This is a genomic window from Flavobacterium psychroterrae, from assembly GCF_018380615.1.
GTDB lineage: Bacteria > Bacteroidota > Bacteroidia > Flavobacteriales > Flavobacteriaceae > Flavobacterium > Flavobacterium psychroterrae.
The window spans coordinates 1-21,909 of record NZ_JAGYVZ010000005.1; the positions used below are offsets into that span (position 1 = coordinate 1).

Genomic DNA, 21,909 nt, shown 5'->3' on the forward strand with positions numbered 1-21,909 from the left:
GATAATTTTTTATTATATTTGACATAGATATTGTTTTGTTTGGCGACATCAAGATACTGAATTTCAGTATCTTGAACAATATCTAGTCCGTATTTTTTACTTGAAATAATTACACCCAACGGGTTAATAGTATCTTTCTCATCTAAATTTAAATTTCAATTATGGAAGATGATTACATTGAAGTTAGAAGAAGTTGGTGGGATAGAAACTGGAAATGGTTTGTACCTACCGGATGTGTGAGTATTTTATTGATTTTTGTTTTATTTATAGGCGGGATTTTCTTTGGAGTTACCTCTATGATGACAAATTCTGATGCTTATAAAGGCGCCATGAATCAGGTACAACACAACCAACTGGTTATCGAAAAACTTGGAAGCCCAATTGAAGATGACGGAATGACTTCCGGCAGCATACATACAACAAACAATGATGGAGGAAATTGCGACTTACAAATCCCGATAAAAGGACCAAAAGGAAAAGGAACCTTATTTGTAGTGGCAGAAAAAAGAGGAACGTGGAAATATAGCGAAATATCAGTTTTTATAAAAGCTACTAAAGAAGAAATTGATGTATTAAAAAAATAATTACACGAAAATTCAGGCAGGTTTCTTAAAAAGATTTCTGCCTTTTTTTATTGTACAAAATGAAAATAGATAGAGTATCTTTATCGATAATAAATTTTCATATTTTTCAATCATGACTATCCGCCTATTTACTTTATTATTTCTTTTTAATTTTTGTTCTTCAGTATTTTCTCAAACAATCGCAACAACTAATATAGCAACAAACAAATCCTCTACAGATAATGCAGCACAGGATATTTATATAAAAATATTGTGGCTGGACCAAAACGGCTCGCTTCAACTCAATACTAATTACATTAAAACATTAACAGATCCTCAACGAGCAGCTTTGGGCTACATTGCAATGGATGTTAGTAATGACTGTCATTGGGATGGAGATAAAAAAGAAGATGGAAGTAATTTAAAATGTAGATTTCTTTCAGCGCTTAATTTAGGTTACCAATGCTCTGATACTCATTTATCATTTTTAAGAAAATGGTTTAAAGAAGATCCAAAAGTATTAGAGAGATTACAATATTGTCAAAAAACAGAATCCTCTGCAAAAATTCAGGATCGTTTTTCTGAAATAAAAATGATTACGACTAAGGAAACCATCAAAATTATTTACAGCGCAATTGGTGAAGATTCAGAAAAACAAAATACATGGAAATGGCAGGAAGAATCTAATTATTCTTTCACAAAAAACGGTATTAAACAAATAGACCGTAAAAATATTAATGGTGAATATAACTAGAATGATTAGCAAGAAGCAAATGAAATTATTCTTTTTATATTGTAGTTTTCTGCAATGTATGTTTACATTCGCACAATCTGATGCTAAATATCATATTTATAGTAATAGAATAAAGCAATTCTCAAAACCTGTGAGAGTTTTATCTAATTATATTGATAAAGAAGGAAATGGCCCTATTGAATTTACAAATGCTAAAAAACAAATTCTACGGTTTCGCGTACAAAATAAAAAACTACAGATTCTTCATGGCGGTGTTGCTTATCAGCTTTTTTATTACAATAATAATTACCTGCAAAGAATTGAAACATTTGATGGTTCCGGAAATTTAGCCGTAGAAAGAGAATCTAAAAATGAAGCTGCGGTGGCATTTATTATCGAAAAGCCAACTCTTTATTTAAAGAAAAAGAAACTCATAGACGATGCCGAAGGAAACATTGACTTAAAAGATGATACCAACGAAAAAATCATAAGAGTAGAATTATTCGATCAGAATAATTTGCCTATTAAGGAATTTCAGCCTACTTATATCTCAAGCAAAATGTACTGGGATTATAATGTTAGAATGTATTGGCCGTGATTTTTAAGGTTCTGAGATGCTGAGTTACTAAGATTCTAAGTCGCTGAATTTATGGCAATTAAAAAACACTCCAAATTATTTATCAAAATTGACAATGTTAAATAATTTCAAGAAACCTGTACTTCTTAAAAAACAAAATCTTCTAATTTAGCCCCGATGGAAGTGGAAATCCTTTTGCTTTTTCCTTTAAAAAGCAAAAGATTGAAACGAACAGCGGGACGAATGTTAATTATAAAACAAATTGTTTCTGCTCCCAAAAAAAATTGTGGCTTTATTTTTGAATAAGTAGTATTTTTGAAACTTATATAAAAACTACCTAATGAAAAAGATTTTAATTTTAGCTCTTATATTTTCTCTTAGTTGTAAAGCTCAGGTAAAAGAAACTTTTGCTCAAAAACTAGCAAAATTATCTACTCAACTTTCCGGAGTTGGCGGTGTGGATATTGCATCCGGATTAAAAGAGGCTTTAAACAAAGGAATTACTGAACAAGTGAGCAAATTAACCGCTGTTGATGGTTTTTATAAAAATGAAGCTGTAAAAATCTTAATGCCGGCTGAATTACAAAAGGTTGACGCTACGTTACGTAAAGTCGGGTTATCATCTCTAGCTGATGAAGGAATAAAAGTATTGAATCGTGCTGCGGAAGATGCTGTAAAAGAGGCAACGCCCATATTTGTTTCGGCTGTAAAAAATATGTCGTTCACGGATGCTAAAAACATTTTGTTAGGAAATGAAAGTGCTGCAACAAGCTATTTACAAGGAAGTACTACTTCGTCCTTGTACAGTAAATTTAATCCTGTAATTAAAACTTCTTTTGAAAAAGTAGGCGCTGATGTCGTTTGGACAAAAATTATCAACAAATACAACACGATTCCGTTAGTGAAAAAAGTAAATCCGGACTTGACAGATTATACAACAAATCAGGCTCTTGCGGGTGTTTTTAAAATGATTGCTGTTGAAGAAAAAGATATACGTACTAATATAAATGCCAGAACTTCGCCTTTACTGAAAAAAGTTTTTGCAATGCAGGACAAAAAATAATTTTTTTGTAGTTAAATGTTTAATCGTTTTGTTGTTTAATCGAAAACAATAAAACGATTAAAAAATCAACAACTAACCGATTAACCAATTAACCAAATGCAAAAAATAACCATTCTTATTCATTGCAAAGACCGAAAAGGAATTATAGCCGCAGTGACAACTTTTATTGCTAAAGTAGAAGGAAATATTATCTATATCGATCAACATGTTGATGTGGAGCAAAATGTATTTTTTATGCGATTAGAATGCGAATTAACCAATCATACTATTACTATTGAAGGTTTAAAAGCAGATTTTGATCAAACTATTGCAACTGATTTTAATATGTCATGGGATTTGTATAATCAGGAACAAAAGCCAAAAATGGCTTTATTTGTCTCTAAATACGACCATTGCCTGTTTGATATTTTAGGACGTTACAGTGCCGGGGAATTAAATGTTGAAATTCCGGTAATTATTAGTAATCATAACGATTTAAGATCAATTGCAGAACGTTTTGATATCCCGTTTCATTGTGTTCCTTTTACAAAAGACAATAAGGACGAAGGGGAAGCCAAGCAAATTGAATTGCTAAATAGATATCATATTAATTTTATTGTTTTGGCGCGTTATATGCAAATTATCACACCAAATTTAATTGCTCTTTACGAAAACAAAATTATCAATATCCATCATTCGTTTTTACCTGCTTTTCCGGGTGCAAAACCGTATCATTCAGCTTTTAAACGTGGGGTGAAAATTATTGGTGCTACAAGTCATTATGTTACGGCAGAATTAGACGAAGGTCCAATTATTGAACAGGATATTGCAAGAGTTTCGCACATACACTCCGTAGATGATTTTATTATGAAAGGAAGGGATTTGGAACGTATTGTTCTGGCTCGCGCTATTAAATTGCATGCAGAACGTAAAACAATGGTTTATAGTAATAAGACTGTTGTGTTTTCTTAAACGCTGAGTTTTTTTACCGCAAAGTCCGCAGAGTTTTTACGCAAAGGTCGCTAAGTTTTTGAGTGGAGATTATATATTACATTTTGAAGATCGCAAAGCTTTGTCTGTATTTTTTGTCCACGGATTAGACGGATTTAAACTGGTTTTCACTGGTTTATTTTCTATAAATATCAAATAAAAAACCCGACAGGTTTTTATTAAAATCCTGTCGGGTTTACTATTTAACCTGAAAGCTTAGAATCTTAGTAACTCAGCAGCTCAGAAACTTATTTTACCTTACTTCGATCAACAATCTTGGATCAGAAAAATTATTTACTTCATCCATTGTCATTCCCAATGCATTTGCTACTCCGGTTCCATAGGCTGGATCAGCTTTATAACAATTGCGAATGTGACGCACCTGAATAAATTTTTGAGCTCCTCCTACTTGTCCGGCGGTATTTTTGAACAATAATTGTTTTTTCTCATCGGTTAATAATCGGAATAATAAACCTGGCTGAGTGAAATAATCATTATCGTCGTCTCTGAAATTATGTGCATACGCATCACCATGAAGTGCTAATGGCGGTTCTTTAAATTCAGGTTGTTCCTGCCATTCTCCAAAACTATTTGGCTCATAATGTTTACGTCCGCCATTATTTCCGTCTACTCGCATTGCTCCATCTCTGTGGAATGTATTATAAGGACATCTTGGTGAGTTTACAGGAATTTGAAAGTTGTTTACTCCTAAACGGTAACGGTGTGCATCTCCGTAAGAGAACAAACGCGCCTGTAACATTTTATCTGGTGAAAAACTAATTCCCGGCGGTACATGTGCAGGATTAAATGCTGCTTGTTCTACTTCGGCAAAATAATTTTCAGGATTCTTATTTAATTCAAATTCTCCAACAGGTATTAGCGGAAAATCTCCTTTTAACCAAACTTTAGTCAAATCAAAAGGATGGAAACGATATGTAGACGCTTGTTCTTCACTCATGATCTGAACAAACATTTTCCATTTTGGGAAGTTTCCTTCTTCAATAGCATCAAACAAATCTCTTTGATGACTTTCTCTGTCTCCACCAACTAATAAAGCAGCTTCTTCATCAGATAAATTTTCGATTCCTTGTTGTGAAACAAAGTGAAATTTCACATAATTTCTCTCATTTTGAGCATTTAGGAAACTAAAAGTATGGCTTCCAAATCCGTGCATTTGTCTGTATGTTTTCGGAATCCCTCTATCGCTCATTACGATCGTAACCTGATGCAGAGCTTCTGGCAATAATGTCCAAAAATCCCAATTGTTATCAGCACTTCTTAAATTGGTTTTTGGATCACGTTTTACAGCGTGATTTAAATCAGGAAATTTCATTGGATCACGAAAAAAGAAAACAGGCGTATTATTACCTACTAAATCCCAGTTTCCTTCGTTTGTATAAAATTTCATGGCAAACCCACGAATATCTCTTTCGGCATCAGCTGCACCTCTTTCTCCTGCAACGGTTGAAAAACGTACAAACATTTCTGTTTGTTTTCCAATTTCCGAGAATAAGTCGGCTCTGGTATATTTTGTAATATCATGAGTAACCGTAAAAGTTCCGTAAGCTCCAGACCCTTTCGCATGCATTCTTCGTTCCGGAATTACCTCGCGGTCAAAATGCGCCATTTTTTCTAAGAACCAGAAATCTTGCAATAAAACAGGTCCACGAGGTCCTGCAGTTTGAATATTCTGATTGTCTGGAACAGGAGTTCCTGTTGCAGTTGTTAATTTTTTGTTCAAATCCATAATGCTGATTTTTAATGTTTTATCAAATATACAAACTAATCTTTACGATATTCATAAACAAAATTGATTGTTATTATATTTTAATAATCAAAATTTATTTAACATTACACAAAGCTCAGAAACAGCAATTAAAAAATCTTAACTTATGTCCAACAAAGTAATAACAAAACCTTAACAGCAAAACATTCATATATATAAGATCTTTGTAGTGTAATAAACTGGTTATTTATTATTTTGGTTTTGGTTAGTTAAATGATGCCGGCGTCTTCGAGATGCCGGCATTCTTTTTTTACTTCAGGTTTGGTTTTTCGTTTCATGCTTTCTTTGTTTCAGGTTAATTTACTTTGAGCAGAGTTATACCACAAAGATTCGCAGAGTTTTTTCACAGAGTTTCACAAAATTTTTTATTGTAAATTATAGTTTGCACTTTATACACAGAGCTTTGTGAAACTCTGCGTGAATCTTTGTGTGCCTCTGTGGTAAAAAAATCTGCGGTTAAATCAAAACTGAAACCTGAAACAAACAAAACCTGAAACCTTTTTCCCTTCTCCTCATTTTGGATACAACTACACGAGATTTAGATACTTTATAAAAGTAATACTGACGGATCTTTGCTCTAGAATTTCAAACTAAAAATCTAAAAACAGAAATCATGAGTACTATCAATAAAATTAAATTAGGAAATCAGGGGTTTATTGTTCCCAATATTGGTTTAGGCTGTATGGGAATGACGCAAATTGCCGGTGCTGATATTTATGGCAAAGCCGATGAAAAAGAAGCTATTGCAACCATTCACCGCTCGCTTGAATTAGGCGGGAACTTTTTAGATACTGCAGATTTATACGGACCTTTACACAACGAACGCTTAATTGCAAAAGCAATAAAAGGAAATAGAAACGCTTATAGCATTGCAACTAAATTTGGTTATGAAATTGATGATAACGAACAACTTACCTGGAAATTCAACGGCAAAAAAGAGTATGTAAAAAAAGCGGTCGAACGTTCTCTAAAAAACTTAGGAACTGATTATATCGATTTGTATTACCTGCACAGACTTGATCCTAATACACCAATCGAAGAAACTGTTGCCGCTATGGCAGAATTGATTCAAGAAGGAAAAGTGGGCTACATAGGCTTATCTGAGGTTTCATCACAAACGATTCGCAAAGCACATGCAATCCATCCTTTAACGGCTATTCAAACCGAATATTCTTTATTTGAAAGAAGTGCAGAAGAAGATGGGATATTAGATACATTAAATGAACTCGGAATTGGCTTTGTGGCTTATTCTCCACTTGGGAGAGGTTTTCTTTCGGGAGATATTAAAAGTCCGGATGATTTTCCTGAGAATGATTTCAGAAAAGCTTTGCCTCGTTTTCAGGGTGAACAATTTCAGAAAAATATTCAGCTAGTAAATGAAATTAAAAAAATGGCAGAAGAGAAACAAATGACTGCTTCGCAATTGGCAATTTCGTGGATTTCTTCGAAAAACATCTTACCAATTCCAGGAACGAAACGTGTAAAATATGTTGAAGAAAATATTGCCGCAGCGCAAACAATTCTAACAACAGAGGAAATGAACCGATTGGAAAAGATTATTCCGCTCGGGACTCCAACCGGAGATCGTTATGATGCCGCTAATATGGCTTCGATTGATCAATAAGACTTCGAGATAGTACACGGATAATACGGATTCGCTAAAGCGAAATCGCGGATTTATGTGGGTTTTTTATAATAAGTTTTGTGTTTGCATATGTCAGGCTGAGCGAAGTCGAAGCCCGCAATGTAAACACAATCCTACTATCCTGAGGTTTTCAAAAAATACAATATAAATGACCCTTAACTTTGCAAATAATTTAAAACAAAGTGAAAACGTCATTTGAAGCGAAGTCTAATCTTATGGAAAGTAACGATGAAACCAAATCATAATTGCTAAAGAAAAGTTATCTTTACGATAGCTTTTCCTTAGTTCTATATTTCTCTAAATATTCTATTATTTTATCATGAAAAAAGAAGCTCATATTCCGTACTTGATTCGCTCGATTTCAGAAATGCATTCATTATTGAGAATTCCAAAACCGCAACATCCATTAGTTAGTTTTGTAGATTTAAGTAAAATTACCTGCCATTTTGATGACAATTTAAAAAGTGTAGTTTACGATTTTTATACGGTTTGTATTAAAAAAGGGTTTACAGGAAAAATGAAATACGGTCAAAATTATTATGATTTTGACGAAGGTGTAATGACTTTTATGTCGCCGGGACAGGTTATTTCTACAGAGGTTTCTGTTGATTCTGCCGTTTATGGAGCCATGTTGGTGATTCATCCTGATTTTATTCAGAATTATGCTTTGGCTAAAAACATTAAAGATTATGGCTATTTTTCATATGCTGTTAGTGAAGCGTTACATCTTTCAGAAAAGGAACAGGAAATGATTACCGGAATTATGAGAAACATCGAGCAGGAATATTGTTCTGCAATTGATGCCTTTAGTCAGGATGTGATGGTTTCGCATATTGAATTACTTCTTAACTATTGTAACAGATTTTACAACCGCCAGTTTCTTACCAGAAAAAGTGCTAATAATACGATTCTAACTCAACTGGAAATTTTGCTTTCTGATTATTTTGAAAGTGATAAAGTACAGCGATTCGGGTTACCAACTGTTGCTTATATCTCGGATGAATTGAATGTTTCTCCTAATTATCTAAGTGATTTATTACGCTCTTTAACAGGGCAAAGTACACAGCATCATATTCATAATAAAATCATTGAAAAAGCAAAAGAATTACTTACAACCACTTCATTAAGCGTGAGCGAAATGGCGTATCAACTGGGTTTTGAATATCCGCAATCGTTTAATAAATTATTTAAAAGTAAAACCAATGTTTCGCCTTTAGAATTCAGGAGCTCGTTTAATTAATTTTTAAATATAAGCGGGATATTTTACCACAGAGTTTCACAAAGATTTTTTATAGAATATTGTCTACAAGATTTTACACAAAGCTTTATGAAACTCTGTGAAAAACTTAGCGCCCTCTGTGGTAAAATTATGCTCCAAGTATAGCAACTTGAAACAAAGAAAACATGAAACCTGAAACTAATTTTTCAATCTTTCGTGCAGTATTTTGAAATACGCAAAAGCTTTTAATAATCTACTCCCATGCCAGGAAAACATTTCGCCATCGACAAAAACAGTTTTGGCGTGATGCGTGAATCTTCCTATTTCAAAAGCATCTTCTTCTTTAAAAGGATACGGTTCTGATGACAGTAAAACCAAATCAGGATCGCCTTCAAGACGCATTTTTTTGAGTTCTATTTCTGGATATCTGCCTTTGTCTTCGTAAATGTTTTCAAAGTGATTTAGCTTTAATAATTCATTGATATATGTATCATTTCCGGCAACCATAAATGGATTTTTCCAGATAAAATAGGCTGCTTTTTGTACTGGAATATCTGCAATATATTTTTTGAAATCGCTTAAAGCAAAAGCCAGTTTATCATTCCATTTTTGAGATTCGGTTCTGCAATTAAAAAGATGACCAAAATCTGAAATCATCTGAAAATTATCTTCAATAGTAATAATATTCGTTACCCAAACCGGACAAATAGCACTTAATTGATCTACGATTTCCTGAGTGTTTTCTTCTTTATTGCAAATGATAATATCAGGCTGCAATAATTTTATCTTTTCAAAATGAATTTTCTTGGTTCCGCCAACAATCTTTTTAGTTGATTTAAAATGATACGGATGCACACAAAACTTGGTGATTCCGATGATTTTTTCTTCTAAACCTAAATCGTATAATAATTCGGTTTGAGAAGGTACTAACGAAATGATTCGTTTAGGAGAATTCTCAAAAGAATGTGAAGTACCGAGTTGATCTGTTAGTTGTTTCAAGTTTCAGGTTTTTATTGTTTCAAGTTATTGGATTGTGTTTTTCTACCACAGAGTTACACAAAGTTTTTCACAGAGATACACAAAGAAATAAAGCAAAAAACTTTGCGAAACTCTGGAAAATCTTTGTGTAACTCTGTGGTATAATTAAGCTTAAAGTAAAGCAAACTTTAACCTTGAAACTTTAAACTAATAATTTCTTCCATTTCCTGTTGTACTTTCAAAGCTTCTTCCCTTGCCTTTTCTGCGAAGTCAGTTCCATTTGAAGCGTAGATAATCGCTCTTGCAGAGTTCACCAATAAACCTATTTTATCATTCATTCCGTATTTGCAAACTTCGGATAAACTTCCGCCCTGAGCGCCAATTCCGGGAACTAACAAGAAACTATCCGGAACAATTTTTCTAATTTCGGTAAAATATTCGGCTTTAGTAGCGCCAACAACGTACATTAAATTGTGGCTGTTTTTCCATGTTTTAGAAGTTTCTAAAACTTGCTTGTATAATTCTTTTCCGTTTGTGGTTAATGTCTGGAAATCAAAAGCACCTTCGTTAGATGTCAATGCCAACATGATGGTATGTTTGTTTTCGAAAGCTAAAAATGGCTCAACCGAATCTTTCCCCATATAAGGCGCAACGGTTACACTATCAAAATTTAAATCTTCAAAAAAAGCTTTTGCATACATGCTTGACGTATTGCCTATATCGCCACGTTTAGCATCGGCAATAGTAAAAATTTCAGGATAATTATCGTTGATGTAATTGATTGTTTTTTGCAAAGACATCCATCCTTTTATTCCATATGCTTCAAAAAAAGCAGTATTTGGTTTGTAGCCCACGGTTAAATCGTGCGTTGCATCAATTATGGCTTTATTGAATTCGAAAATAGGATCTTCGGTTTCTAATAAGTGAGGTGGGATTTTGGTTAGATCGGGATCGAGTCCAACGCATAAAAAAGATTTTTTTAAAAGGATTTGTTCGTGTAGTTGTTGTGTTGTCATTCTTGATTTTTTAGCTCTTCTAATGCATCAGAAATAGTTCTTTTTTAGAAAGTACGCAAAAATAAAAAAAGCCATTCAATTAAGAATGGCTTTTTAGTTTTATATTCAGTTCAGGCTTATAAATTACCTAAATAAACAATTTCTGTTCTTCTGTTTTCTGCTCTTCCTGAAGCAGTTTTATTAGTTGCAACTGGTTTTGTAGCTCCAAATCCTTGTGAACTTAAATTATCAGGATTGATTCCTTTTGCAATTAATGCATCCATAACTACTTTTGCTCTTGCTTCAGATAATTTTTGGTTTGCTTTTGCATTCCCTACATTATCAGTATGTCCGTTGATGGCAAATTTAGCATTTGGATAATTTTTCAGGATTTCTTTGATAGCGTCTAATCTGCCTGAAGTTACTCCTTTTTTAGCATCGCTTAATGTTGCTTTTCCTGTTACGAAAAAGATAGATTTAGCTTCTACTTTTAATTTATCTAATGTAGCTTTAGTCACTTTAGGACAACCTTTATTATCAGCCGGACCGTAAATTAAAGGACAATCATCAACATTATCAGGAACTCCGTCTTTGTCAGCATCTAAAACCGGACAACCTTTATTTTCGGCTAAACCGGCAACAGTTGGGCAGGCATCATCTTTGTCTAAAACGCCATCCTGATCTGTATCCGGCCAAGGACAACCTTTGTTTTCTACCGGACCAGCAATTGCAGGACAAGCATCTACATTGTCTAATAAAGTATCTCCATCAGAATCTTTCCATGGGCAGCCTTTATTTTCTACAGGACCCGAAACATCCGGACATGCATCATCTTTATCAAAAACTCCATCTTTATCTGTATCTGGCCAAGGACAACCTTTATTTTCTGCCGGACCTGCTACTTTTCTACAAGCATCTTCTTTATCGATAACACCATCTTCGTCTGTATCTTTGAATTTCTTTTCATAAACCGGAATTTTTATCCCAAGATGAAAATCAGCAGCTTTTGATTCTTTCGAAACTAAATTAGTCAACACAGAACCTGAACCAATGAAAAAAGCTCCAACACGTATTCCTGAACCAACCTGCATTTTGCTATATTCCATGTAAGTCATTGGAACATAAAAACTAAACCATCTTGATTCGTAACGAGGCGTTAAAGTTACACGATCAGCGATGCCATAACCATTTATTTTATTATCAGAAACCATATTGATATCTCCGTTAAGATTCAAATAGAATTTTCTGTACATATTCCAGTCAACATCAGCATGAAGTGCCGTTGGCAAATTGGTTTTCATTCCTTTAGTCGATGATGTTTTTGTATAATGTTCCTCAAGGAAATCATAGAAATTATCAGCATCATTGATCATTTCCTGCGTGATTGTACCATTTACATTATAAGTATCCTGTCTTGAATTTTTATAGTTAATTGATCCAATATCAGTTACAGATAATCCGAAACGCAATTTGTATTTATTTAAATCTCTGAAATTATTATCAGCTGGTTTTGCTTTACTTAAATCATATTTATCATAATCCGGTCTCCATTCGTAAACAAGTCCAAGATCAAAACCAAATCCGTTTGAATTAGAGTCAAATTCATAATCTTCTTTTGCTTCAAAATCCTGACTTGTACCCACAGTAATTGTTCCGCTTGAAGTAAGAGTTCCTTTATCAGGATTTATTGTGTTTTCATTGTAGGCAACCTGAACATCTTGTCCTTTAATATATCCGTTTACACCACCTTGTAAATATTTAGCAGTCAAACCTCCTTTTAAAAAGTGTTGGTCTTTTTGATATAAAACTGCTGCGTATGAAATTCCAAGTTCAGCCCAGGTATTTGAGGCACCGTTTGCGTTTCCTGCATTAAAATTAAAGTCACTTGCTTTATCAAGACCTTCTTTAACCTGATCTACAAGATTTCCGTTGATATTTCTTAAATTAGTAACAGATCTTACTCTTGTAAATACAGCAATAGTATGTTTAGGAGCAATATTAAACATGAAAGATGGGCCCATGATATCAAAATTTGCAATACCGCTGTTAGCATTTTTTGGAGTCATTACAGACTGGCTGTCAAAATCATAACCTTTTTTATAAGTATCAAAAAGTTTAACTCCGTATAAATCATTTCCTACTGAACCGCTGATGGAAAACAAATTAATATCGGTTTTAAAACGAGAATCGGCAATAGAAGCCGGGTTAAATAATACACTTTGTACACCTGCGTAATTATCATGAGTATAACCCAGATATGATTGCGCTTTTGCCGAAAATGTAATTGCAATAAGTATTAAACTAAGTAGAGTTCTTTTCATTAAAATTTGGTTTTTAGATAAATTCGGGGCAAAACTACACTTTTAGATTTACAATGAGGTTACCAAAACATTGAATTCATGTAACATCTTCAACAAATTATGTAAGAAAAAATAAATAGCTATGATTTATTTTTGATAATGAACATTAATTATGACTCCACATATAGGGATAACTCCAAAAAACTTAAAAAAAAGTACCAATATATTAGCCACAATTTTATCAAATGAAATGACCCTTTATGTAAAAACAAGAAAATTTCACTGGAATATTTCAGGAAATAGCTTTATGGAATTGCATAAATTGTTTGAAGATCAATACCGAATTTTAGAAGCTCAAATTGACGAGGTTGCAGAACGCATTAGCCAACTTGGAGAAAAAACTATTGGAACCATGAACGAGTTTATAGAAAACTCTACCTTAAAAGAATCTCCTAAAGAATATACTTCTCAAAAACACATGCTTGAGGAACTTTTAGAAAATCATGAGCAATTGGTAACCGAATTCAGAGATTATATTCCGCTTTTTGAAAATGCTGATAATAATGATTTTGGTTCTGCTGATTTTGTGACCGGTTTATTGAAAGAGCATGAAAAAATGGCGTGGATTTTACGTCGTTATCAGGTTTAAAAATGATGAAATGTGAATTATGAAACGCTTTTTAAAATTCATATAACGAGTAAACAGTATAGAATTCGGAATTTTACAATATTATAAATACAAAAAAACAATATCATGAATACTACAGAGATAAAAGGAAACTGGAACGAGTTAAAAGGTAAATTGAAACAACAATATGCTGATTTAACTGATGACGATTTATTATACGATGAAGGAAAAGAAGACGAAATGTACGGAAAACTTCAACAAAAATTAGGTAAGACAAAAGATGAGGTTCGCAAAATCATTGCTGATTTGTAAAACGTTCTAAATCAATAAAAAACACCGTCTAATAAAACATATTAGACGGTGTTTTTTTGAGAATTTTATTTAAATTTTTCAATATTTCAAATCGCTATCAAGCATAAAACTCTGTAACCAAAAATAAATTAATTATCTTTAACAAAATTTCTATAAAATGAAACTATTTATAAAGTTCGACATCAACACTATTTGCTCGCTTTTTTTGAAACATAACCTGGACCAACAAAATATAAATTTTACAACTCTGGGATTTGGCGAAATTGAAATTGCTGACAATCTGGATGCTGATGCGCTCGAATCTTTAAAAAATAATTTGTTACCGTGCGGTTTTGAAGTTGTTGAAAACCAGAAAAGTGTATTAGTCCAAAAGATTAAAGACGCCATAATTGAGCTTGTTTTCATGGAAGACAGCAATAATTATAAGAGTTCTGTGTTTTTAGCAGAGAAATTAAACCATAGTTACGGTTATTTATCAAATGTTTTCTCAGAAGTAACTTATTCTTCTATTGAAAATTTTATTATTTTACAGAAAATTGAAAGAGCTAAGCAATTAATTATTATTAATGAAATGAGTCTGACCGAAATTGCCTTTTTACTAAACTATTCAAGTGTTGCGCATTTGAGTACTCAGTTTAAGAATACTACGGGAATTACGCCATCGGCATTTCAGAGAATAATTAAGAAACGTAGAGAAAATTTAAAATAAAACCCATAATACCATACTAAAATGCAAAAAAACGCATTATACATTTTATTGGCTGATGATGATGAAGACGATCGTCTTTTTTTTAAGGATGCTTTTGAGGAAATAAAAATTCAGACAAAAGTTGATTTTGTTCACGACGGAATGCAATTGATGGATCATTTAATGGATCCTGAAACTAAATTACCGGATATTTTATTTCTGGATTTGAACATGCCTAAAAAAACCGGTAAAGAATGTTTGATCGAGATTAAAAAAACAGAACATCTTAAAAATATTATTATTGCAATATATTCTACTTCATCATCTGAGGAAGATATTGAAGATACTTTTATTCAGGGAGCCAATATTTATATTAAAAAACCAAGCGATTTTAATACGCTTAAAAAAATAATTAATGAAGTCGTGACCGTAAACTGGCATTATCATACCTCTGGTTTGAACCGTGATAATTTCCTGCTTCGACTAAAATAATAGCATATCAATGAAGTGGATCCCAAATTTTAATTCTTCAAACTCTTTGAGAGTTATTTTTGTAATCGCGGTTTTCATTCTGTTATTTCTCTCATCAATTGCTTACAAACACAACAAGGATATAGACGAATCCAGTAAAGTTGTAATGCATACGTATGAAATAAACATTCAATTAGAGCGATTAATGTCGGCCATTAAGGATGCTGAAACTGGACAGCGTGGATATATAATTACACGAAATTCCAGGTTTTTAACGCCTTATATTTATTCGCGCGACAAGGTAAACACATCATTTATTACGCTAAAAAAATTAACTGCTAATAATCCAAAACAGCAAAAAAATCTTCAAAAATTATTTAAGCTGATAATTCAGCGTTTTGTTTCTTTTGAAAATTGTTTAAAATACAGCGATCCTAAAACATATGATAAGCGAAAACTCGACAATCATATGTTTGGCGGTCGAATCCTGATGGAGAACATTCGTTTTCAAGTAGACGAAATGAACGACATCGAGAAAAATTATCTTGAAAAAAGGCTAAAAATCTACGCTGCCGAAATCTCCTTAAGTCCCCTATTTTCTATTTCATTATTTTTAGCAGCATTGCTTTTTATTTTATTAGCCTACAGACAAATCAGCAGAGATTTTGAACGTTTGAAAATTTACAATAAAAAACTTTTAATTTCAAGCGGACTAATGGCTGAATCTGAAAGTATTGGTAAATTTAGTACGTGGCAATGGGATTTAGATACTGATAAAATCGATTACTCAGACAATCAATTTCGTTTGTTAGGTTTTGAGCCTAATGCATTTGTTCCGGTAAAAGATACTATTCTGGAATTTGTACATCCTGATGATAAAGCTAAGGTCGCAAAATCAATGGAAGTTATTGTTGAGAAAAAGCAATTGCCTTTTGTTTATTATAAAATCACACGTCCGGATTACGAAATAAGATATTTTAAAACGACCGGAAAATTACTCACAGATCAACAGGGAAGTAAAATTTTACTGGGAATTAATTTTGATATTACCGACGAGCATTTACTGAATATAGAACTTCAGGAACGTAATAGAGAATTAGAGAAAAGCAATAAAGAGCTGGCTTCGTTCAATCATGTTGCAAGTCACGATTTACAGGAACCTTTAAGAAAAATTCAGACTTTTGTTTCCAGAATTTCTGAAGCAGATAAAGCCGTTTTATCTGAAAGTGCAAAAGCTTATATATCTAAAATTGAAGTTTCGGCTAAAAGAATGCGTGTTTTAATTGACGACTTACTTTTATTCTCAAGAACAAATACCACGAAAAAGGAATTCATCAAATTAAACTTAAAAGAATTACTGGAAAATGCCGAATCTGAATTAGCAGAAATCATCGAAGAAAAGGGAGCAATTATTACGGTTACAAAATTGCCGAAGCTGGCGGTTATTCCGTATCAAATAGAACAACTTTTCATCAACCTTATCGGAAACTCTCTAAAATATAGTCAGCCTGATATTACGCCCGAAATTACAATTGAAACCGAAAAAGTAAATTCAAGCGATTATCCTGATTTATTAGAACCAAATGTAAAAAAATTCTATAAGATCACTTTCACAGATAACGGAATGGGATTTGATCCTCAATTCAAAGAAACCATTTTTGTTTTGTTTCAGCGTTTGCATTCTAAAACAGATTATCCAGGAACAGGAATTGGTCTTGCCATTTGCAAAAAAATAGTAGACAATCATAAAGGTCATATCATAGCCGACAGTACTCCAAACGAAGGATCTGTTTTTACCGTTTTTCTACCGGAGTGATAGTTTTCAGTTTTCAGTCGCAGTTTTCAGTTTTCAGTCGCAGTGACAGTTTACAGAAAAACCGAGACTGAATACTGAGACTGAATACTGAGACTGAATACTGAGACTGAATACTGAGACTGAATACTGAGACTGAAAACCGAGACTGAAAACCGAGACTGAATACCGAGACTGAATACTGAGACTGAAAACTGAGACTGAAAACTGAGACTGAAAACTGAGACTGAAAACCGAGACTGAATACTGAGACTGAATACTGAGACTGAAAACTGAGACTGAAAACTGAGACTGAAAACTGAGACTGAAAACCGAGACTGAATACTGAGACTGAAAACCGAGACTGAAAACTGAGACTGAAAACCGAGACTGAAAACCGAGACTGAATACTGAGACTGAAAACTGAGACTGAAAACTGAGACTTAAAAAAGTAGGAAAATAAAATATACTTATATATTAAAAGAAACCATAGTTAATTCTATGGTTTCTTTTTTTTTGCTATAAACTTTAAAGCAATAAATACTTGAAAATTAGAGCATAAACCCAGCAAACAATTGAGTTATGGGAATTATATAACGATTCATTTTTATGCTGTAAAGCAAAATGTTTGTTTCGTTAGCATCTTTGTAATGTAATACTTTATGAAGTAATAATGAAAGCAGCGCCCCAATTGAAAGCGACATTTTTTAGACTAATTTTTTTATTGATAATTATGATTTCTTTAGCATCATGCAAGAAAAATAATCCGGTAGAAAGCTCATTAAAAAGTGAAACTTTTAATAAAACGGAAAAAGAAGAAATCGAAGCTTTTTTTTTCATAGCAACGGCAAATGTTACGAAGTCAATTATTTCAAAAAGTCAAATTGCACAACAAAAAAGTTCAGATTTTACAATACGGGAGTTGAGTAAAAAAATAGAAATTAATCAGAATCAATTGTTACATGATATTTCAAAAATGGCTACAAAAAAGCTCATTATAATTACAGAAATTGATGCAACACATAATAAGCGAGATTTATACGATTTGATTGATGCAAATAATACTGATTTTAATAAAACGTATTTGAATGCAATGACAGAATCCTTAAAAGAACAAATTGGATTATTAGAATCAATTTCAAAACAAACAAATGACAAAACGATATTAAAATTAGTGTTACAATATTTACCTGAACAATACCAGATCCTACGCGAAATGCAGAGGATTAATTATGAGATTATTTAAATGCCTAAATATTATTAACTAAATTTTTTTTAACTATGAAAATGCAATCAAATTTTTTATGCGCCTTAACACTTTTTTTAACAGCTTCTTTTGGAATGCTGCACGCTCAAGACACTAATGTAACTACCGAGTTTGGTGTAAAGGGAGGATTCAACATGTCTAACTTTTTATCAGATAATGATGAAGCAACTGACGAAAATATCTTATATGGTTTTAACGCCGGAGTTTATGCAACATTACCAATATCTGATTTTGTCGCTATTCAACCAGAGATCTTGTTTACTACAAGAGGTTCAAAGTTAGAATACAACAGTGATATAGCTTCAGGAGATGCAAAATTTAAATTAAACTATATCGAAGTTCCTTTATTAGTAAGAGTTAATATTACTAAAAACTTTAACCTTCAGGCAGGTGGATATGCCTCTTACCTAGTTAGTTCTAAATTTACGGGAGATGGAGCTGCTGAATTTAATGAGGATATTGATACAGATAACTTAAACAAATTTGATGCAGGTATTGTAGCAGGTGTTGGAGTTGACTTTAGCCCTATAAGTATTGGTTTACGTTACAACTATGGTTTAACAACTATTGGTAAAGAAAGAACTGTTTTAGGACAAACTTATACATTCCCAGATGCAAAAAACAGCAATTTATCTTTATACTTATCATATAAGTTAAACTAAAAAACATAAAACATTTCATTAACCCCTTAATATAAAAACCATGTCAAATTTATTATATACAATCGCAGTTATACTGGTTATTCTATGGGCTTTAGGCTTCTTTGTTTACAGCTTAGGTAGTATCATCCATATCTTACTAGTAATTGCAATTATCGCAATATTATTCAGACTTATCAAAGGTCGAGAAATTTAAAAATCAACATTATAAATTAAATATATTAATCACTAAATCAAATATTATGAAAACAAGTAACACAATTTTAGGAATTTTAGGAGCTGCAGCTGCAGGAGCATTTTTAGGAGTATTGTTTGCACCGGACAAAGGATCAAACACAAGAAAAAAAATCTCAGATAAATCAAAAGATTACGGAGATAATTTAAAAACAAAATTTGACGGAGTTGTAAGCACAATTACTTCAAACGGAAAAGATATTCTTGACGAAGGAAAAGCAAAATTCAACCAGGCAAAAGAAGACTTCAATTCTATTAAAGATGAAGCAAAAAGTGTAAAAACGAACTACTAAAAAGTGAAATTTTTAAACCATAAATACCCTATATCATGGAATCAAATGCAACAACAAACGAGAACTTAAATCTTTATGAAAAAGCTGAAAACTATGCCAAAACAAGTTTAGAATTAATTAAACTTAAAACGGTATCAGCAGTAGCAGATGTTTTATCAACATTAACATCAAGAATAGCAGTTGGAGCTGTTGTTGCATTTTTTACCTTGTTCCTTAATATAGGGATTAGTTTATGGCTTGGAAAAGTGCTTGGAGAGTATTATTACGGTTTTTTTATCGTAGCTCTATTTTATCTTATTGTTGCAATTGTAATGCATACAATGCAACATAAGATTATTAAAACACCTATTGGCAACATGATTGTTACCAGTATTTTAAAAGAAACTAAAAAGGAAGATGAAACTGATTTAAATCAATCAAAAAACTAAAAAAGACTGTTATGGAAACTATTTACACACTTGATTCATTAGATCAGCAAATAAAACAATTAGAACTGCGACAGGATGCCGAATGGTGCTCTATTAAGGACGAAATTGAAGATATCAAAGAGAATTTAAAACCTCTTAACCTTATCCGTAATACGGTTGAGGAAATCAACGAAACAGTAGGCTTTAAAAGCAATATAGCCCAGTCTGCAATAAGCATAGGGATTGGTTATCTCGCAAAACGATTTATAGTTGGTAAAAGTACCTCGATGTTCAAAGGCATTGCCGGATCACTATTACAACTGGTCGTAACTAATTTAGTTTCAAAACCACATCATGACACCGCAAGCGACGGATCATCACAATACGAATCATCAAGAGAGTAATTGTCTAACTATAAATTATGTATTATGGAAAAGTTAAGCGAAATAGTATTAAAAAATGGTGTATACGTTTACTCGAATCTATATAAATGTTTTGAATTTTCGAGAGTATTTCTAGGTATCTAACTTGCTTTATACGTTTTATAAACAAACGGTTAAACAGTTAATATCCTTCACTATATTTTTTCATCTAAGGTTCAAAGGTTTTGAGGTACAAAGGTGCAGAGGTTTTAACTTTGCATGTGTTTATACTTTAATATGAACCAAAAAAGAGACTGTCACACATTGGTGAAACAGTCTCTTTTTTTTTTGAGATGCAAAGTTTTGAGGTTCAAAGGGACAAAGGTTTTCTTTGCAGGTTTAAATAAGATTAATCTGATCAAACAAATCAGAATATTCAAATAAAAAAAATGCCTGTTTCAAATAATTGAAACAGGCATTTTTTTATATAATTTGAGAAAATCCCAGAAGACATTTTCCTATGCCTTTCTAAAAGAAACCTTTGTCCCTTTGTAACTATGAACCTTTGAGACTTAAAAGAAAACTCAGCAACTTAGCAACTCAGAACCTTAGTACCTCAGATTAAAATACCTCCGAAGCTTCCTTCAATTTCTCCATATTGTTCACCAATTGCAATTCGGAAACAATTTTGTGAATGTCGCCATTCATGATATTTCCTAAATCGTATAAAGTCAAACCAACTCTGTGATCTGTAACACGACCTTGTGCGTAATTGTAAGTACGAATCTTAGCCGATCTGTCACCAGAACTCACCTGAGAAGTACGTTTTGTAGCATCTTCGGCTTCTTTTTTAGCTAATTCCTGTTCGTATAAACGAGAACGTAATACGCCTAATGCCTTATCCTTGTTTTTATGTTGTGATTTCTGATCCTGACATTGCGCCACTAATCCCGTAGGAATGTGCGTTAAACGTACCGCAGATTTCGTAGTATTTACAGATTGTCCTCCAGGTCCTGATGAACAAAAGAAATCCACACGAACATCATTCATATCAATTTGAACATCAAACTCTTCCGCTTCCGGTAAAACCATAACCGTAGCTGCAGATGTATGCACACGACCCTGAGTTTCTGTTTGAGGAACACGTTGTACACGGTGAACACCAGCTTCAAACTTCAAAGTTCCGTAAACATCCTCGCCCGAAACCTCAAAAATAACCTCTTTGAAACCTCCGGAAGTTCCCTCGTTCATATCAACTACAGAAGTTCTCCAACCTTGATTTTCACAATATTTAGTGTACATTCTGAATAAGTCACCCGCAAAAATACTCGCTTCATCACCACCCGTTCCGGCACGAATCTCGACCATAACGTTTTTAGCATCTTCAGGATCTTTAGGGATCAACATAAACTTGATTTCTTCCTCAAGTTCAGGCAATCTGTCTTTTGCTTCATCTAATTGCATTTTGGCCATTTCGGTCATATCTGCATCACTTCCATCAGCAATAATTTCGTTTGCCTCGTCTATATTAGCCATCAAAAGCACATATTCATCACGCTTTCCAGCTAATGCTTTCAGGTTTTTGTACTCTTGATTCAATTGCACATAACGTTTTTGATCAGAAATAACATCCGGCTGGATAATCAAATCCGAAATCTCGTCAAAACGTTGTTTTACTATTTGAAGTCTATCTAACATTTTCTAATTCCTTTTATTGGAGTGCAAATTTACGAAATTTTTGTTTAAAATTCTATCATTAACCTTTTGAGTTTTTTAAGGGTTAGATTTAGTTTAATTGTCGTTGTTTTTTGGAGCTTTTTCCTGCTATCCGCTGTATCTTTTTATGCAGAATATTTTTCGTTTGATTTAGAAATTTTCGTTTGCCTAAAAAGGATGCCGCTTTTATCAGGGCTAAGTATTTCAGGTTTTTAATTGGCTTTTATGGATTTCCGTAAAATAGTTGGTTTG

The 21,909-nt window shown here is 32.8% G+C and carries 23 protein-coding genes; 18 read left to right on the plus strand and 5 right to left on the minus strand.

The window, feature by feature from the left end; all coding sequences use genetic code 11:
• Positions 1–161: 161 nt before the first annotated feature.
• The 5 genes from KHA90_RS06890 to purU all read left to right on the plus strand — a co-directional run bounded on the left by KHA90_RS06890 (position 162) and on the right by purU (position 3,887).
• Positions 162–584, plus strand: coding sequence for a cytochrome c oxidase assembly factor Coa1 family protein (locus KHA90_RS06890; RefSeq protein ID WP_213296802.1), 423 nt, complete (start codon positions 162–164; stop codon positions 582–584).
• Positions 585–696: 112 nt separating this feature from the next.
• Positions 697–1,317: a hypothetical protein gene (locus KHA90_RS06895; RefSeq protein WP_213296804.1), complete on the plus strand. Its 621-nt coding sequence runs from the start codon at positions 697–699 to the stop codon at positions 1,315–1,317.
• Positions 1,301–1,894: a hypothetical protein gene (locus KHA90_RS06900; protein WP_244860264.1), complete on the plus strand. Its 594-nt coding sequence runs from the start codon at positions 1,301–1,303 to the stop codon at positions 1,892–1,894. Before KHA90_RS06895 ends, KHA90_RS06900 begins: the two co-directional genes overlap by 17 nt.
• A gap of 319 nt (positions 1,895–2,213) precedes the next feature.
• Positions 2,214–2,936: a DUF4197 domain-containing protein gene (locus KHA90_RS06905; protein WP_213296806.1), complete on the plus strand. Its 723-nt coding sequence runs from the start codon at positions 2,214–2,216 to the stop codon at positions 2,934–2,936.
• 96 nt (positions 2,937–3,032) lie between these two features.
• Positions 3,033–3,887 (plus strand): formyltetrahydrofolate deformylase, encoded by an 855-nt coding sequence (gene purU, locus KHA90_RS06910; protein WP_213296808.1) that lies wholly within the window; start codon positions 3,033–3,035, stop codon positions 3,885–3,887.
• 271 nt (positions 3,888–4,158) lie between these two features.
• Here purU and KHA90_RS06915 read toward each other — a convergent pair whose 3' ends face one another.
• Positions 4,159–5,652, minus strand: a complete 1,494-nt coding sequence (locus KHA90_RS06915) for a catalase (RefSeq protein ID WP_213296810.1) — start codon at positions 5,650–5,652, stop codon at positions 4,159–4,161.
• Between the two features lie 652 nt (positions 5,653–6,304).
• On the opposite strand from KHA90_RS06915, the gene KHA90_RS06920 reads away from it, so the two are divergent.
• Positions 6,305–7,315, plus strand: coding sequence for an aldo/keto reductase (locus KHA90_RS06920; RefSeq protein WP_213296812.1), 1,011 nt, complete (start codon positions 6,305–6,307; stop codon positions 7,313–7,315).
• A 340-nt stretch (positions 7,316–7,655) separates the two neighbouring features.
• Positions 7,656–8,576 (plus strand): helix-turn-helix domain-containing protein, encoded by a 921-nt coding sequence (locus KHA90_RS06925; protein WP_213296815.1) that lies wholly within the window; start codon positions 7,656–7,658, stop codon positions 8,574–8,576.
• A gap of 177 nt (positions 8,577–8,753) precedes the next feature.
• On the opposite strand, the gene KHA90_RS06930 is transcribed toward KHA90_RS06925, so the two are convergent.
• From KHA90_RS06930 to KHA90_RS06940, 3 genes are all read right to left on the minus strand, one after another.
• Positions 8,754–9,554 carry an ABC transporter substrate-binding protein gene (locus KHA90_RS06930; protein WP_213296818.1) on the minus strand — a complete coding sequence of 267 codons (801 nt, stop codon included), beginning with the start codon at positions 9,552–9,554 and terminating at the stop codon, positions 8,754–8,756.
• 167 nt (positions 9,555–9,721) lie between these two features.
• Positions 9,722–10,549, minus strand: a complete 828-nt coding sequence (gene pyrF, locus KHA90_RS06935) for an orotidine-5'-phosphate decarboxylase (protein WP_213296821.1) — start codon at positions 10,547–10,549, stop codon at positions 9,722–9,724.
• 116 nt (positions 10,550–10,665) lie between these two features.
• Entirely contained in the window at positions 10,666–12,849 is a 2,184-nt protein-coding gene (locus KHA90_RS06940) for a DUF5723 family protein (RefSeq protein ID WP_213296824.1), read from the minus strand.
• A 151-nt stretch (positions 12,850–13,000) separates the two neighbouring features.
• Here KHA90_RS06940 and KHA90_RS06945 point away from each other — a divergent pair, with 151 nt between their 5' ends.
• The 11 genes from KHA90_RS06945 to KHA90_RS06995 all read left to right on the plus strand — a co-directional run bounded on the left by KHA90_RS06945 (position 13,001) and on the right by KHA90_RS06995 (position 19,983).
• The gene (locus tag KHA90_RS06945) at positions 13,001–13,477 is read left to right on the plus strand and encodes a Dps family protein (RefSeq protein ID WP_213296827.1); all 477 of its coding nucleotides are present in this window, start codon (positions 13,001–13,003) and stop codon (positions 13,475–13,477) included.
• 105 nt (positions 13,478–13,582) lie between these two features.
• Entirely contained in the window at positions 13,583–13,768 is a 186-nt protein-coding gene (locus KHA90_RS06950; protein ID WP_055098382.1) for a CsbD family protein, read from the plus strand.
• A 157-nt stretch (positions 13,769–13,925) separates the two neighbouring features.
• Positions 13,926–14,477: a helix-turn-helix domain-containing protein gene (locus KHA90_RS06955; RefSeq protein WP_213296829.1), complete on the plus strand. Its 552-nt coding sequence runs from the start codon at positions 13,926–13,928 to the stop codon at positions 14,475–14,477.
• Positions 14,478–14,498: 21 nt separating this feature from the next.
• Positions 14,499–14,948 carry a response regulator gene (locus tag KHA90_RS06960; RefSeq protein WP_055098384.1) on the plus strand — a complete coding sequence of 150 codons (450 nt, stop codon included), beginning with the start codon at positions 14,499–14,501 and terminating at the stop codon, positions 14,946–14,948.
• 10 nt (positions 14,949–14,958) lie between these two features.
• Positions 14,959–16,743, plus strand: coding sequence for a sensor histidine kinase (locus KHA90_RS06965; protein WP_213296831.1), 1,785 nt, complete (start codon positions 14,959–14,961; stop codon positions 16,741–16,743).
• 709 nt (positions 16,744–17,452) lie between these two features.
• Positions 17,453–17,965 (plus strand): DUF4142 domain-containing protein, encoded by a 513-nt coding sequence (locus KHA90_RS06970; RefSeq protein ID WP_244860265.1) that lies wholly within the window; start codon positions 17,453–17,455, stop codon positions 17,963–17,965.
• A gap of 35 nt (positions 17,966–18,000) precedes the next feature.
• Positions 18,001–18,648 carry a porin family protein gene (locus tag KHA90_RS06975; protein WP_213296835.1) on the plus strand — a complete coding sequence of 216 codons (648 nt, stop codon included), beginning with the start codon at positions 18,001–18,003 and terminating at the stop codon, positions 18,646–18,648.
• 40 nt (positions 18,649–18,688) lie between these two features.
• Positions 18,689–18,841: a lmo0937 family membrane protein gene (locus tag KHA90_RS06980; protein ID WP_116753248.1), complete on the plus strand. Its 153-nt coding sequence runs from the start codon at positions 18,689–18,691 to the stop codon at positions 18,839–18,841.
• A gap of 46 nt (positions 18,842–18,887) precedes the next feature.
• Positions 18,888–19,172, plus strand: a complete 285-nt coding sequence (locus KHA90_RS06985; protein WP_213296837.1) for a YtxH domain-containing protein — start codon at positions 18,888–18,890, stop codon at positions 19,170–19,172.
• Positions 19,173–19,207: 35 nt separating this feature from the next.
• Complete coding sequence (locus KHA90_RS06990; RefSeq protein ID WP_213296838.1) at positions 19,208–19,600, plus strand: phage holin family protein; 393 nt, start codon at positions 19,208–19,210, stop codon at positions 19,598–19,600.
• 11 nt (positions 19,601–19,611) lie between these two features.
• A complete protein-coding gene (locus KHA90_RS06995; RefSeq protein WP_213296840.1) occupies positions 19,612–19,983 on the plus strand; it encodes a hypothetical protein in 372 nt (123 codons plus the stop codon).
• Positions 19,984–20,562: 579 nt separating this feature from the next.
• Here the strand turns inward: KHA90_RS06995 and prfA are convergent.
• Positions 20,563–21,639: a peptide chain release factor 1 gene (gene prfA, locus KHA90_RS07000; RefSeq protein ID WP_213296842.1), complete on the minus strand. Its 1,077-nt coding sequence runs from the start codon at positions 21,637–21,639 to the stop codon at positions 20,563–20,565.
• Between the last annotated feature and the right edge of the window lie 270 nt (positions 21,640–21,909).